Here is a 14932-nt window from a genome sequence, read left to right as displayed (position 1 = left end):
CCAAGAGTGACATCGTTTAGAATGGCAGGAAAAATCTTATGGGCTTTAGATCATCATTCACAGGTAACAATATAGGTATTACGTTAAGAGCAGGAGTTGTGATGAATGAATGATCAACTGACCGCAATTTATACGGAACTTCTTCTGATGAAAGAAGAATTACAGTCGAGATTATTTGAGTATTCTTGCTTTCAGGTTTCAACAAGCCCGCAAGCAGCAATCAATCATAAACAAAAAGCAACTCTGATCTATCATATTAAAGAAGAGCTTCAAGACGTTCTTCTCGCATTGTCGAAAATTGAGGACGGCACATTCGGATACTGTGAAGAAACTGGAGCTCCCATTCCTCTTTCAAAGCTGGCTGTGCTGCCGACAGCGCGAACAGCAAATGATTTTCTGTATTCAGTCCAATTTGAAAAAAAAACACTTCCTCTGTGGAAATCAACTGATATTGAATATGATCAGGCGCTGTATGAATAACAGCGCCTCTCCGATTAAGTCTGTATAGAGGCTGATATTTCTTTACTCCGATGCTTTTTATTGATAAAATGCATAATGGACTAAAGTAACCGTATAATGGAGGAACGTTTGTGCTGTATTACGTTATCGCACTACTTATTATCGCAGCTGATCAACTGACAAAATGGCTTGTCGTCAAGAACATGGAACTTGGACAAAGCATACCGATCATTGATCAGGTATTCTATATCACCTCCCATCGCAATACAGGTGCGGCGTGGGGGATATTAGCCGGTCAGATGTGGTTTTTCTACCTCATCACAACTGCAGTCATTATTGGTATTGTTTATTACATACAGCGTTATACGAAAGGGCAAAAGCTTCTTGGTGTTTCCCTTGGACTCATGCTTGGCGGCGCCATCGGCAATTTTATCGATCGGGCTGTCAGACAGGAAGTGGTGGATTTTATCCATGTCATTATCGTCAATTACAATTACCCGATTTTTAATATCGCGGACTCTTCATTATGTGTCGGCGTAATGCTTTTATTTATACAAATGCTGTTGGACAGCGGGAAAAAGAAGAAGGAGCAATAGCATGAATCAATTTGACATAACCGCTTCAGAAGAACAAAAAAGTGAGCGGATTGATAAATTTCTGGCATCGACTGAAAATGGTTGGTCGAGAACCCAGGTGCAGCTATGGGTGAAGGACGGACAAGTTGTCGTGAACGGAAGCCCTGTAAAATCGAATTATAAAATTCAGCCGGGGGATCAGGTGACTGTCACTGTGCCTGAGCCTGAAGCGCTCGACGTGCTGGCAGAACCTATGGATCTGGATATTTACTATGAAGATCAGGATGTGCTGGTCGTCAATAAACCTCGCGGAATGGTTGTGCACCCAGCTCCCGGGCATCTTACGGGTACACTTGTAAACGGCCTTATGGCTCATTGTACGGACCTATCCGGAATAAATGGCGTGATGCGTCCGGGGATCGTACATAGAATCGATAAGGACACGTCTGGCTTATTAATGGTGGCGAAGAATGATATGGCGCACGAGTCACTTGTAAACCAATTGGTCAACAAAACGGTTACGCGGAAATATACGGCAGTTGTCCATGGGCTTATTTCTCACGATGATGGTACAATTGATGCGCCGATCGGGCGGGATAAGAAAGATCGGCAAAGCATGACTGTAACACGTGATGGAAAAAACGCCGTCACTCATTTTCATGTTCTTGACCGCTTCCAGGAATTTACGCTTGTGGAATGCCAGCTTGAAACAGGAAGAACGCACCAAATCCGTGTGCATATGAAGTATATCGGATTCCCGTTAGCAGGAGATCCGAAATACGGGCCGAGAAAAACGATCGATTTTAACGGACAGGCGCTTCATGCCGGAATTTTAGGTTTTCAGCATCCGCGCACTGACGAATATATCGAATTTGAGGCACCGCTTCCTGATGATATGTCTGCTTTAATCGAAAATCTGAGAAAAACCCGTTGACAGGGCATCTCTTTTCTGAAATAATAAACGAAGCTGAATAGATTCTTTAAAACAGTCCAGAGAGGCTGAGAAGGATAACGGATTGACGGGATACGTGTATATGCACGCATCTTGTCCTAAAACCCCTCTCTGCCAATGGCAAGAGGGGTTTTTTCTTCTAAATGAACTGTGAGGTGTCACATAATGAATCAAAAAGCTGTCATTCTCGACGAACAGGCAATCAGACGTGCGCTGACCAGAATTGCTCACGAAATGATTGAACGCAATAAAGGGATGAACAACTGCATCCTTGTCGGTATCAAGACAAGAGGCATTTACTTGGCAAAACGCCTCGCCGAACGGATAGAACAGATTGAAGGGAATCCTGTAACGGTTGGAGAAATTGATATCACCCTTTACAGAGACGATCTATCCAAAAAAACGAGCAATGAAGAACCGCTCGTGAAAGGTGCAGATATACCGGTAGACATCACAGATCAAAAAGTAATTGTCGTAGATGATGTTCTTTACACAGGAAGAACGGTCAGAGCCGCAATGGACGCCCTTGTCGATGTAGGCAGACCTTCCTCAATTCAACTGGCTGTGCTTGTTGACAGAGGACACAGAGAACTGCCGATCCGAGCAGATTACATCGGGAAAAACATCCCGACTTCAAAAGCTGAAAAGGTTATGGTTCAGCTCGATGAGGTTGACAAAAACGATCTCGTCGCCATTTATGAAAATGAATAATGTATCACCTTTTTAAAGCAATCCAGAGAGGTTGCAAAGAGGTGCACAGCGAAGCCCCGAAAGTATGCGGCCGGTCTTTGTATGCCTCTTTGCGTAAAAACAGCAAAGAGGTTTTTTTATACAGTTATTAAGTCATCCTAATATGAAAAGTCATCAATCAGGGGGAAAATCATCATGAGTAAGAAAAAAGTTAATTTAGGAGTCAGGGAAATCCCGAAACCTTTCTCTTGGGTTTCGTTCAGCCTGCAGCATTTATTTGCGATGTTTGGCTCAACGATTTTGGTTCCGAAGCTGGTCGGAATGAGTCCTGCTGTTGCATTGGTGACGAGCGGTATCGGAACACTTGCTTACCTTCTGATCACGAAAGGACAAATACCAGCGTATCTCGGTTCATCCTTTGCCTTTATTTCTCCGATCATCTTGGTAAAAGCGACCGGCGGACCCGGAGCGGCAATGGTTGGTGCGTTTCTGGCAGGGCTTGTGTACGGGCTGATTGCCTTGCTGATCAGACAGCTCGGAACAGGCTGGCTGATGAAGCTTCTCCCGCCTGTCGTCGTAGGTCCGGTTATTATCGTCATTGGACTGGGTCTGGCCGGCACAGCGGTAAATATGGCCATGTATGCTGATCCGAATGCCAGTGAGCTGGTTTACAGCTTAAAACATTTCAGTGTTGCAGGTGTCACTTTAGCGATCACGATCATTTGCGCGATTTTCTTGCGGGGCTTCTTAAGCTTAATCCCGGTCTTGATCGGAATCATCGGCGGATACTTGTTTGCCTTGACTCAAGGAATTGTCAACTTCCAGCCGGTGCTTGACGCGAAATGGTTTGCAGTCCCTGAATTTATCATCCCGTTTAAAGATTATACGCCGTCAGTGACACTTGGCATCGCCGCAGCAATGGTCCCTGTCGCATTTGTTACCATGTCAGAGCATATCGGCCACCAGATGGTGCTGAGCAAAGTTGTAGGACAAGACTTCATTAAAAAACCGGGTCTCCATCGCTCGATAATGGGCGACAGCGCGGCCACAATCCTTGCTTCCTTGATTGGCGGCCCGCCTACAACAACTTATGGAGAAAACATTGGCGTACTGGCCATTACGAGAGTGTTCAGCGTCTTTGTTATCGGAGGCGCGGCAGTGATTGCCCTTTGCTTCGGCTTCATCGGCAAAATATCTGCGCTTATCAGTTCAGTCCCGTCAGCGGTTATGGGAGGCGTTTCCTTCCTGCTGTTCGGCATCATCGCTTCAAGCGGCTTGAGAATGCTGATTGACAACAAAATTGATTATGAAAATAACAGAAACCTCATCATCACATCAGTCATCCTTGTAATCGGCGTAGGCGGCGCTTTTATTCAGGTGTCTGAAGGAGGATTCCAAGTGTCAGGCATGGCGCTTGCGGCAATTGTAGGTGTCATCTTAAACCTGATTCTTCCACAAGCGAAGGAAGAGCAGGCAGACACATCCGAACAACATCATATTTAAACCTTTTAATGAAAGTCCAGAGAGGCTTGGAAGGGTTATAAAGAGAAGAAAGCTTCACGCTGCTCCTCTATTTAACCGTACCCCGAGTCTATCCAAGACCGGGGTTTTTTCAGCCTTAAACAAGTTGAAATGAGAGGGGAAAGAAAATGAAGCATTTAACGACGATGAGTGAACTCAGCACTGGGGAAATCAAAGATTTGCTTCAAACTGCTCAAGACCTTAAAAACGGAAAAACAGACCATCAGCTGACAGGTAAATTTGTAGCGAATCTGTTTTTTGAACCAAGCACGAGAACACGATTCAGCTTTGAGGTAGCTGAAAAGAAACTGGGCATGAATGTCCTGAATCTTGACGGAACAAGCACCAGCGTACAAAAAGGCGAAACCTTATATGACACAATTCGAACGCTCGAATCAATCGGTGTTGACGCGTGTGTCATCAGACACAGTGAGGATGAGTACTACAAAGAGCTTGTCGGACATGTAAATATCCCGGTTCTGAATGCGGGAGACGGGTGCGGCCAGCATCCGACACAATCATTGCTTGATTTAATGACAATCAATGAAGAATTCAATACGTTCAAAGGCCTTACCGTCTCCATTCACGGCGACATTAAGCACAGCAGAGTCGCGAGGTCTAATGCTGAAGTGTTGACAAGACTCGGTGCCCGCGTTCTGTTTTCCGGTCCGCCGGAATGGCAGGATGAAGAAAATACGTTTGGCGCGTATGTCTCAATGGATGAAGCAGTAGAGACTTCGGATGTTGTCATGCTGCTGCGTATTCAAAATGAAAGACATCAGTCAGCTGTCAGCCATGAAGGCTATTTAAATGAATTCGGCTTGACTGCAGAACGGGCTCAACGTATGAAGCAGCATGCGATTATTATGCACCCGGCGCCTGTGAACAGAGGAGTGGAGATTGATCACTGCTTAGTAGAAAGTGGAAAATCAAGAATCTTCAAACAAATGCAAAATGGCGTATTTATCAGAATGGCAGTGTTACAGCGAGCCTTACAAACCAATGCGAAAAGAGGAGAAGCAGCGTATGTCATATCTCATTAAAAACGGCTGGATACTTAACGAAAATGGTGAAAAAACAGAACAGGATATTCGAGTGACAGGAGAGGTCATCTCAGAAATCGGCAAGCTTGATGCAGCAGATGGAGAAACGGTTATTGACGCGAAAGGATTGCTCGTTTCACCGGGCTTTGTTGACCTCCATGTACACTTTAGAGAGCCTGGCGGAGAGAAAAAAGAAACCATTGAAACCGGCGCAAAAGCGGCGGCGCGCGGCGGTTATACAACAGTAGCAGCCATGCCGAATACACGGCCGGTTCCTGATACGAAGGAGCAGATGGAATGGGTGCAAAGCCGCATTAAAGAAACATCATGCGTCAGAGTCCTTCCTTATGCATCTATTACGATCAGACAAATTGGCGATGAGATGACAAACTTTGAAGCATTAAAAGAAGCTGGGGCATTTGCATTTACAGATGACGGTGTCGGTATACAGACAGCAGGAATGATGTATGAAGCAATGAAACGCGCAGCCGCGATTGACAAAGCGATTGTCGCACATTGCGAGGATAACTCCTTAATTTACGGAGGCAGCGTCCATGAGGGGACGTTTTCAAAAGCGAACGGGCTTAACGGCATTCCTTCTGTGTGTGAATCGGTTCATATTGCCCGTGACGTGTTACTGGCTGAGGCGGCAAACTGCCATTACCATGTATGCCATATCAGCACGAAAGAATCTGTGAGAGTCGTGCGTGATGCGAAAAAAGCGGGAATTCGGGTCACAGCAGAAGTTTCACCTCACCATTTACTGCTTTGTGATGAAGACATTCCCGGGCTGGATACAAACTATAAAATGAACCCGCCGCTGCGCGGTGCGGAAGATAGAGAAGCACTGATTGAAGGACTTTTAGACGGAACGATCGACTTTATAGCAACCGACCATGCGCCGCATACAGAAGAAGAGAAAAACACAGAAATGAAGCTGGCGCCGTTCGGAATTGTCGGTTTGGAAACAGCGTTCCCGCTTCTTTACACACATTTTGTTAAAAACGGCAGCTGGACGCTGAAACAGCTGATTGATTATATGACAATCAAGCCTTGCGAAGCGTTTGGTCTCCCATATGGAACACTGAAAACGGGACAAGCAGCTGACATCACTTTAATCGACCTGGAAAGAGAAGCAGTTATAGACAAAGAAACATTCTTATCTAAAGGTAAAAACACACCATTTAACGGCCTTAACTGCAGCGGCTGGCCAGTCGCTACAATTGCAGCAGGAACGCTTGCTTATGAAGAAGGGAGACTTGTGAAATGAAAAGACGATTAGTACTGGAAAACGGAGCGGTATTTGAGGGAAAAGCCTTCGGGAGCTTGGAGCACAGCATGGGAGAAGTCGTTTTCAATACCGGTATGACTGGTTATCAGGAAATTTTGTCAGACCCTTCTTATTGCGGGCAGATCGTTACGTTAACATATCCGCTTATCGGAAATTACGGGATTAACCGTGATGACTTTGAATCCATTACGCCTTTTGTTAAAGGATTGGTTGTAAAAGAATTATGTGAACTGCCTTCCAACTGGCGTTCAGCTTACACATTGGATGAGTATTTAAAAATGAAAAACATTCCTGGACTGCAAGGAATTGATACGAGAAAGCTGACGAGAATGATCCGCACGGCCGGCGCGCTAAAAGGAACGTTTGCCTCACCTGATGAAGATATCGAAGCAGTACTGAAAAGACTGAACGAAACTGAACTGCCGAGAAATCAAGTATCCCAAGTGTCAGCCAAAACAGCATACCCAAGTCCGGGAAGAGGCAAACGCATTGTCTTGGTGGACTTTGGCATGAAGCACGGCATTTTAAGAGAGCTGAACAAACGGAAATGTGACGTCATTGTTGTGCCTTACAATGTAACAGCAGAAGAAGTCCTTCAGCTGAAGCCAGACGGCATCATGCTTTCTAACGGTCCTGGCGACCCGAAAGATGTGCCTGAAGCAATTGAAATGATAAAAGGTGTTCTTGGAAAAGTGCCATTATTCGGAATTTGTCTCGGCCACCAGTTATTTGCGCTGGCGTGCGGAGCCGATACTGAAAAAATGAAATTCGGTCACAGGGGCTCTAACCATCCGGTAAAAGAGCTTGCAACCGGAAAAGTTGCCTTAACATCCCAAAACCATGGATATACAGTTTCATCTATCAATGAAACAGAGCTTGAAGTCACACACATCGCGATAAACGACGATACGATTGAAGGGCTGAAACACAAAACACTGCCGGCATTTACGGTTCAATATCATCCGGAAGCATCACCCGGTCCTGAGGACGCTAATCATCTATTTGACAGATTTATCGAAATGATCGAAACAACAGAGAAAGAAGGGGAAGCGGTATGCCAAAACGCGTAGACATTAACAAAATTTTAGTAATTGGGTCAGGACCAATTATCATCGGTCAGGCAGCTGAATTTGATTATGCGGGAACTCAAGCCTGCCTTGCATTAAAAGAAGAAGGCTATGAGGTTATTCTTGTCAACTCAAACCCGGCGACGATCATGACCGATACAGAAATGGCTGACCGGGTATACATCGAACCGCTGACATCTGAATTTCTGACACGGATCATCAGAAAAGAGCGTCCTGACGCCATTCTTCCTACACTCGGCGGGCAAACAGGCTTGAATCTTGCGGTTGAGCTTTCTGAGCAAGGTGTGCTGGAGGAGTGCGGCGTTGAGGTGCTCGGCACAAAGCTGTCTGCAATCCAGCAAGCTGAGGACCGTGACTTGTTCAGAACATTAATGAATGAGCTGAATGAACCCGTCCCTGAAAGTGAGATCATTCACTCGCTAGAAGAAGCCGAGAATTTCGTCAGCCAAATCGGATTTCCTGTCATTGTCCGCCCTGCATATACATTAGGCGGCACAGGCGGAGGGATTTGCTCCACTGAAGCCGAGCTGAAAGAAATTGTTGAAAACGGCTTAAAATTAAGCCCGGTTCACCAATGTTTGCTTGAAAAAAGCATTGCCGGCTACAAAGAAATCGAATACGAAGTCATGAGAGACAGCCAAGATCATGCGATTGTCGTTTGTAATATGGAGAACATTGATCCGGTCGGAATCCATACAGGAGACAGTATTGTCGTCGCACCGAGCCAAACGCTCAGCGACCGGGAATATCAGCTCCTGCGGAATGTATCTTTAAAACTGATCCGTGCGCTTGGAATTGAAGGCGGATGTAACGTACAGCTCGCTTTAGATCCAGACAGCTTCCAATACTACATCATTGAAGTGAACCCGCGTGTCAGTCGTTCATCTGCCCTTGCATCAAAAGCGACAGGCTATCCGATCGCAAAGCTCGCAGCTAAAATCGCCGTCGGCCTTTCATTAGACGAGATGATGAATCCGGTGACAGGTAAGACATACGCAGCGTTTGAACCAGCGCTGGACTATGTCGTATCTAAAATACCGCGCTGGCCATTTGATAAGTTTGAATCAGCAAACAGAAGGCTCGGTACTCAGATGAAAGCGACGGGAGAGGTAATGGCGATTGGCCGCACGCTTGAAGAATCGCTGCTGAAAGCTGTGCGTTCACTGGAAGCTGATGTGTATCATCTTGAATTAAAAGATGCCGCTGATATTTCAGATGAGCTTCTCGAGAAGCGGATTAAAAAAGCAGGAGACGAGCGTTTATTCTACCTGGCTGAAGCGTACAGAAGGGGCTACACAGTTGAGCAGCTTCATGAATTCTCTGCCATCGACCTCTTTTTCCTGCATAAGCTGTTCGGAATCGTTCAGTTTGAAAAAGAGCTGAAAGCAAATGCGGGCGATACAGATGTGCTGAGACAGGCAAAAGAACTCGGATTTTCTGATAAGTACATCAGCCGCGAGTGGAAAATGAAAGAATCTGAGCTTTACAGCATGAGAAAACAAGCGGGAATCGCACCGGTATTTAAAATGGTGGATACGTGCGCGGCGGAATTCGAATCAGAAACGCCATACTTCTACAGCACATATGAAGAAGAAAATGAATCTGTTGTTACAGATAAGAAAAGCGTGATCGTACTTGGCTCCGGCCCGATTCGAATCGGCCAAGGGGTTGAATTTGACTACGCTACAGTTCACTCCGTGTGGGCAATTAAACAAGCAGGCTATGAGGCAATTATCGTCAATAATAACCCGGAAACCGTGTCGACCGATTTCAGTATCTCAGACAAGCTGTACTTTGAACCGCTTACGATCGAAGATGTCATGCATATCATTGACCTCGAACAGCCGATGGGCGTTGTCGTGCAATTTGGCGGACAAACTGCAATCAACCTTGCTGACGAACTTTCTGCACGCGGAGTCAAAATCCTTGGAACGTCATTAGAAGATTTAGACCGTGCGGAAGACCGGGATAAGTTTGAACAGGCGCTGGAAGAACTTCAAGTGCCGCAGCCGCTTGGCAAAACTGCGACATCGGTTGATCAGGCGGTAAACATCGCAAGCAACATCGGCTATCCGGTACTGGTGCGCCCTTCATATGTGCTTGGCGGACGGGCCATGGAAATTGTCTATCATGAGGAAGAGCTGCTCCATTATATGAAAAACGCAGTCAAAATCAATCCGCAGCATCCAGTCTTAATTGACAGATATCTGACTGGGAAAGAAATCGAAGTGGATGCGGTGTCTGACGGCCAAACCGTTGTTATTCCGGGAATCATGGAGCACATTGAGCGTGCGGGCGTGCACTCCGGAGACTCCATCGCAGTCTATCCGCCGCAGTCTCTGACGGAAGACATTAAGAAAAAAATTGAACAATATACGATCGCACTTGCGAAAGGGCTGAACATTGTCGGCTTGCTCAACATTCAATTCGTCCTGTCACAAGGTGAGGTATACGTGCTTGAAGTCAATCCGAGATCAAGCAGAACGGTGCCGTTCTTAAGCAAGATCACGGGCATCCCGATGGCGAACCTCGCGACAAAAGTCATTCTCGGGCAAAAGCTGGCTGAGTTTGGCTACAATGAAGGCATGCAGCCTGAACAGCAGGGCGTATTTGTAAAAGCGCCGGTCTTCTCCTTCGCGAAGCTGAGAAGAGTGGACATTACGTTAGGGCCTGAAATGAAATCAACAGGAGAGGTCATGGGCAAAGATTCCACTCTTGAAAAGGCCCTCTATAAAGCGCTGATAGCTTCAGGAATTCAAATTCCTAACTACGGTTCCGTGCTTTTAACAGTGGCTGATAAGGACAAAGAAGAAGGGCTTGCCATCGCTAAACGATTCCATGCAATCGGGTATAACATTTTAGCGACCGAAGGAACGGCGGGGTATCTCAAGGAGGCGTCAATTCCAGCGAAGGTCGTCGGAAAAATCGGCCAGGACGGCCCGAACTTGCTTGATGTGATCAGAAACGGAGAAGCCCAGTTTGTCATCAATACGCTGACAAAAGGAAAGCAGCCGGCAAGAGACGGATTTAGAATCAGACGTGAATCAGTAGAAAACGGTGTTGCCTGCTTAACATCTTTAGATACGGCAGAAGCCATTTTGCGGGTGCTGGAAAGCATGACGTTCCGTGCCGATCAAATGCCGGCAATCAACACAAATCAGGAGGCGGCAATCACTATATGAAAAAAGCGTATTTGACGGTGTGTGCTAACCAGCAAATTGCAGACCGGGTGTATCAAATGGTTCTAAAAGGGGAGCTTGTCCAAGGGTTTACTGTCCCGGGACAGTTCCTTCACCTGAAAGTGAGCGAAGCGGTTACGCCTCTTTTGCGAAGACCAATCAGCATTGCTGATGTTAACTTTGAAAAAAATGAAGTCACCATGATTTATCGAGTAGATGGGGAAGGAACAAGACTCTTGTCGCTGAAGCAGAAGGGAGATCTCGTAGATGTCCTCGGGCCTTTGGGCAATGGCTTTCCAGTAGATGAAGTCCAACCCGGAAAGACGGCTTTGCTGGTAGGAGGCGGTGTAGGAGTCCCGCCTCTCCAAGAACTGTCGAAACGTTTAAAGGAAAAAGGCGTAAAGGTCATACACGTTTTAGGATTCCAATCGGCAAAGGATGTTTTTTACGAAAAAGAATGCCGACAGTACGGCGACACATATGTAGCAACAGCTGACGGAAGCTACGGGGAAACCGGGTTTGTCACAGATGTCATCAAACAAAAAAATCTTGAATTTGACATTCTCCTCAGCTGCGGGCCGACACCGATGCTAAAGGCGCTCAAACAAGAATACGCCCACAAAGAGGTTTACATTTCCATGGAAGAACGAATGGGCTGCGGTATTGGTGCATGCTTCGCCTGTGTGTGCCATACAAACGAAAGTGAGACATCCTATGTAAAGGTATGTCTTGACGGACCTGTATTTAAAGCTCAGGAGGTGGCGCTGTAATGCTAGAGGTGAAATTGCCGGGTCTGGATTTGAAAAATCCGATCATTCCCGCATCAGGCTGCTTCGGTTTTGGAAAAGAGTTTGCGCGTTTTTATGATTTGTCTTGTCTCGGAGCAATCATGATCAAAGCTACGACAAAGGAGCCCCGCTTCGGGAATCCGGCGCCTAGGGTAGCTGAGACTGGCGCTGGTATGCTCAATGCAATCGGTCTGCAAAATCCAGGGCTGGAAAGCGTCTTAGAAAATGAGCTGCCATGGCTTGAGCAATTTGATACGCCTATTATTGCCAATGTCGCCGGTTCACAGGTCGAGGATTATGTTGAAGTCGCAGAACTTATCAGCAAAGCGCCTAATGTCCATGCGCTTGAATTGAACATTTCCTGTCCGAACGTCAAAACAGGCGGAATTGCTTTTGGCACAAATCCTGCCATGGCTGCTGATTTGACGAAGGCTGTTAAAAAAGAGTCAGATGTGCCTGTATATGTGAAGCTTTCTCCGAATGTGGCAAACATCACAGAAATTGCGGTAGCGATCGAAGAAGCGGGTGCGGATGGTCTAACGATGATCAACACATTAATCGGCATGAGGCTCGATTTAAAATCAGGAAAGCCAATATTAGCCAATAAAACTGGAGGGCTTTCGGGTCCTGCTGTAAAGCCTGTTGCCATCCGCATGGTGTATGAGGTCAGCCAGGCTGTCAGCATTCCGATTATCGGGATGGGAGGCGTTCAGACGGCCGAAGACGCATTGGAATTTCTTCTGGCTGGAGCAAGTGCGGTTGCTGTCGGAACAGCAAACTTCGTGAATCCTTTCACATGCCCTGACATCATTGAGCAGCTCCCAGCTGTTTTACGCCAATACGGCTATGAATCTGTTGAAGAATGCATCGGAAGGAGCTGGAATCATGAAAAACAACCTGCCCATCATCGCGCTTGATTTTGCATCAGCTGAAGAAACATTGTCGTTTTTAGCGCCTTTTCACAAGGAACCGTTATTTGTGAAGGTTGGAATGGAGCTTTTTTATCAAGAAGGCCCGGCTATCATTGCACAATTAAAAGAAAGAAACTGTGAGATCTTTTTAGATTTAAAGCTACATGACATTCCGACCACGGTGAATAAAGCAATGAAGCGGCTTGCCTGCCTTGGAGTCGATCTCGTCAATGTTCACGCAGCCGGAGGCAAAAAAATGATGGAAGCAGCTCTGGAAGGCTTAGAGGAAGGCACGCCGGCAGGAAAACAACGTCCGTCACTTATTGCGGTAACCCAGCTGACAAGCACTTCTGAACAAATGGTGAAGGATGAGCTGCTGATCAGAAAGCCTCTCATCGACACGGTTGTACACTACAGCAAACTGGCGGAGAATAGCGGACTTGATGGAGTGGTGTGCTCTGTTCATGAAGCGAAAGCCATTTACGAAGCAGTGTCGCCGTCGTTTTTGACGGTGACCCCGGGTATCCGTATGTCAGCAGACACTGCGAATGATCAAGTCCGCGTTGCAACGCCTTCTATAGCAAGAGAAAAAGGGTCATCAGCAATTGTTGTGGGACGCTCTATTACAAAAGCTGCAAATCCGCTAAAAGCCTATGAAGCTGTCAAACTCGAATGGGAGGGAATCAAACAATGAAACAAATCATCGCAAAACATCTATTAGACATTCAAGCTGTATTTTTACGCCCGAATGAGCCGTTTACATGGGCGAGCGGCATATTATCCCCAATTTATTGTGACAATCGCCTTACCCTTTCTTTCCCAGAGGTAAGAAATGATGTTGCTGCAGGCATCAGCAAGCTTATCCAGGAGTATTTCCCGGAAGCTGAGATGATCGCAGGAACAGCGACAGCAGGTATCCCTCATGCGGCATTGGCGGCTGACCGTTTGAACCTGCCGATGTGTTATGTGAGAAGCAAACCAAAAGCACATGGAAAAGGCAATCAAATTGAAGGTGCAGTTCAAAAAGGCCAAAAAACAGTTGTCATAGAAGATTTAATTTCCACAGGGGGCAGCGTACTCGAAGCTGCAGCAGCTCTGAAAACCGCTGGCTGTGAAGTGCTTGGTGTGGTATCAATCTTTACGTATGGACTTCCTAAAGCGCAGGAAGCGTTTGCTGAGGCTGGTCTTCCATACTACTCGTTAACTGATTATGACACACTGACAGAGGTTGCACTTGAGAATGGAAATATTCATTCAGATGACCTGAAAAAGCTGCAAACATGGAAAATGAATCCCGAGTCAAAAGATTGGTTTAAAAATTAAAAAATAAATTTCAGTATTGTGAAGGGCTTTAATGCCTTGCCACGATTGAAAACAGGCCCTTGGGTCTGTTTTTTTATTAATCCTATAAAAAAACTCGGGTTGACTTATGTTAGAATTGTGCTAAAATTTACTACAAATCTGAAAAACTTATCAAGAGCGGCTGAGGGACTGGTCCTATGAAGCCCGGCAACCTGCACAATGTGTAAGGTGCTACTTCCAGCAAAATGTATTCCATTTTGAAAGATAAGGGCTACATGCAGTTCCTGTCTTTCTTTCCGCCGGATTGAAAGTTTTTTATTTTAAGAGGGGCTGTTTACGGAGATAACAGCAGCCGCATCACATTACAATTGGGAAAGACAACCGGCAGAAAGCTACTGTTTGTTTGTCTCCGAAAGGAGGAAAGAAGAAATGTTAACGTACGATAATTGGGAAGAACCAACGATTACATTTCCGGAGGACGATCCTTATAAAGGGGCGCTGTCAGTTTTAAAATGGGCTTACGGCCATTACGGCAATCAGCTTGTTTATGCCTGCAGTTTCGGAATTGAAGGAATCGTTCTGATTGACTTAATCTATAAAGTGAAAAAAGACGCAGAGATTGTATTTCTCGATACAGGGCTTCATTTTAAAGAAACCTATGAAACGATAGAACGCGTGAAAGAGCGCTATCCCGGCCTCAATATCATCCTGAAGAAACCGAACCTTACTCTTGAGGAACAGGCGGAAGAACATGGTGATAAACTGTGGGAAAGAGAGCCGAATCAATGCTGCTATCTCAGGAAGATCGTTCCTTTAAGAGAGGCGCTTTCCGGCCACCCGGCATGGCTTTCCGGCCTGCGCCGCGATCAAGGGCCAAGCCGTGCCAATACGAATTTCTTAAACAAAGATGAGAAATTCAAATCAGTAAAAGTTTGCCCGCTTATCCATTGGACTTGGAAAGACATTTGGAGATACACCTCTCGGAATGAGCTGGACTACAATCCGCTCCACGATCAAGGGTATCCAAGTATCGGCTGCGCGCCTTGTACGTCACCTGCATTTACCGCAGAGGACCTGCGCTCAGGCAGATGGAACGGTATGGCGAAAACAGAATGCGGACTGCATGAATAAGG

At 46.2% G+C, this 14932-nt stretch carries 14 protein-coding genes and 1 riboswitch; all 14 genes read left to right on the top strand.

Features of this window, described 5'->3' with window-relative positions:
- The first annotated feature begins 105 nt into the window (after positions 1–105).
- Complete coding sequence (gene ylyA / locus DIC78_RS01650; protein ID WP_024121336.1) at positions 106–480, top strand: sporulation-related RNA polymerase-binding protein YlyA; 375 nt, start codon at positions 106–108, stop codon at positions 478–480.
- Positions 481–590: 110 nt separating this feature from the next.
- Entirely contained in the window at positions 591–1055 is a 465-nt protein-coding gene (lspA, locus tag DIC78_RS01645; RefSeq protein ID WP_010334181.1) for a signal peptidase II, read from the top strand.
- Position 1056: 1 nt separating this feature from the next.
- Complete coding sequence (locus DIC78_RS01640) at positions 1057–1968, top strand: RluA family pseudouridine synthase (RefSeq protein ID WP_024121337.1); 912 nt, start codon at positions 1057–1059, stop codon at positions 1966–1968.
- Between the two features lie 183 nt (positions 1969–2151).
- Entirely contained in the window at positions 2152–2697 is a 546-nt protein-coding gene (gene pyrR, locus DIC78_RS01630) for a bifunctional pyrimidine operon transcriptional regulator/uracil phosphoribosyltransferase (protein WP_024121338.1), read from the top strand.
- A 174-nt stretch (positions 2698–2871) separates the two neighbouring features.
- Positions 2872–4179: a uracil permease PyrP gene (pyrP, locus tag DIC78_RS01625; protein ID WP_024121339.1), complete on the top strand. Its 1308-nt coding sequence runs from the start codon at positions 2872–2874 to the stop codon at positions 4177–4179.
- A 146-nt stretch (positions 4180–4325) separates the two neighbouring features.
- Complete coding sequence (locus DIC78_RS01620) at positions 4326–5240, top strand: aspartate carbamoyltransferase catalytic subunit (RefSeq protein ID WP_127695269.1); 915 nt, start codon at positions 4326–4328, stop codon at positions 5238–5240.
- A complete protein-coding gene (locus DIC78_RS01615; RefSeq protein WP_106020666.1) occupies positions 5224–6510 on the top strand; it encodes a dihydroorotase in 1287 nt (428 codons plus the stop codon). Before DIC78_RS01620 ends, DIC78_RS01615 begins: the two co-directional genes overlap by 17 nt.
- Positions 6507–7601 carry a carbamoyl phosphate synthase small subunit gene (locus DIC78_RS01610; protein WP_024121341.1) on the top strand — a complete coding sequence of 365 codons (1095 nt, stop codon included), beginning with the start codon at positions 6507–6509 and terminating at the stop codon, positions 7599–7601. Before DIC78_RS01615 ends, DIC78_RS01610 begins: the two co-directional genes overlap by 4 nt.
- Complete coding sequence (carB, locus tag DIC78_RS01605; RefSeq protein WP_127695267.1) at positions 7586–10801, top strand: carbamoyl-phosphate synthase (glutamine-hydrolyzing) large subunit; 3216 nt, start codon at positions 7586–7588, stop codon at positions 10799–10801. The genes DIC78_RS01610 and carB overlap by 16 nt, the downstream gene beginning before the upstream one ends.
- A complete protein-coding gene (pyrK, locus tag DIC78_RS01600) occupies positions 10798–11568 on the top strand; it encodes a dihydroorotate oxidase B electron transfer subunit (protein WP_024121343.1) in 771 nt (256 codons plus the stop codon). Before carB ends, pyrK begins: the two co-directional genes overlap by 4 nt.
- Positions 11568–12503 carry a dihydroorotate dehydrogenase gene (locus tag DIC78_RS01595; protein WP_127695265.1) on the top strand — a complete coding sequence of 312 codons (936 nt, stop codon included), beginning with the start codon at positions 11568–11570 and terminating at the stop codon, positions 12501–12503. Before pyrK ends, DIC78_RS01595 begins: the two co-directional genes overlap by 1 nt.
- Positions 12472–13191: an orotidine-5'-phosphate decarboxylase gene (pyrF, locus tag DIC78_RS01590; protein ID WP_103671392.1), complete on the top strand. Its 720-nt coding sequence runs from the start codon at positions 12472–12474 to the stop codon at positions 13189–13191. Before DIC78_RS01595 ends, pyrF begins: the two co-directional genes overlap by 32 nt.
- A complete protein-coding gene (gene pyrE / locus DIC78_RS01585) occupies positions 13188–13820 on the top strand; it encodes an orotate phosphoribosyltransferase (RefSeq protein WP_024121346.1) in 633 nt (210 codons plus the stop codon). The genes pyrF and pyrE overlap by 4 nt, the downstream gene beginning before the upstream one ends.
- Before the next feature lie 144 nt (positions 13821–13964).
- Positions 13965–14070, top strand: a riboswitch (SAM riboswitch).
- A 158-nt stretch (positions 14071–14228) separates the two neighbouring features.
- Complete coding sequence (locus tag DIC78_RS01580) at positions 14229–14930, top strand: phosphoadenylyl-sulfate reductase (protein ID WP_024121347.1); 702 nt, start codon at positions 14229–14231, stop codon at positions 14928–14930.
- Positions 14931–14932 lie beyond the last annotated feature (2 nt).

The organism is Bacillus halotolerans (assembly GCF_004006435.1).
Lineage (GTDB): Bacteria > Bacillota > Bacilli > Bacillales > Bacillaceae > Bacillus > Bacillus halotolerans.
Note: the sequence above shows the minus strand (reverse complement) of the source record. Positions and strands in the feature narration are given on the sequence as shown.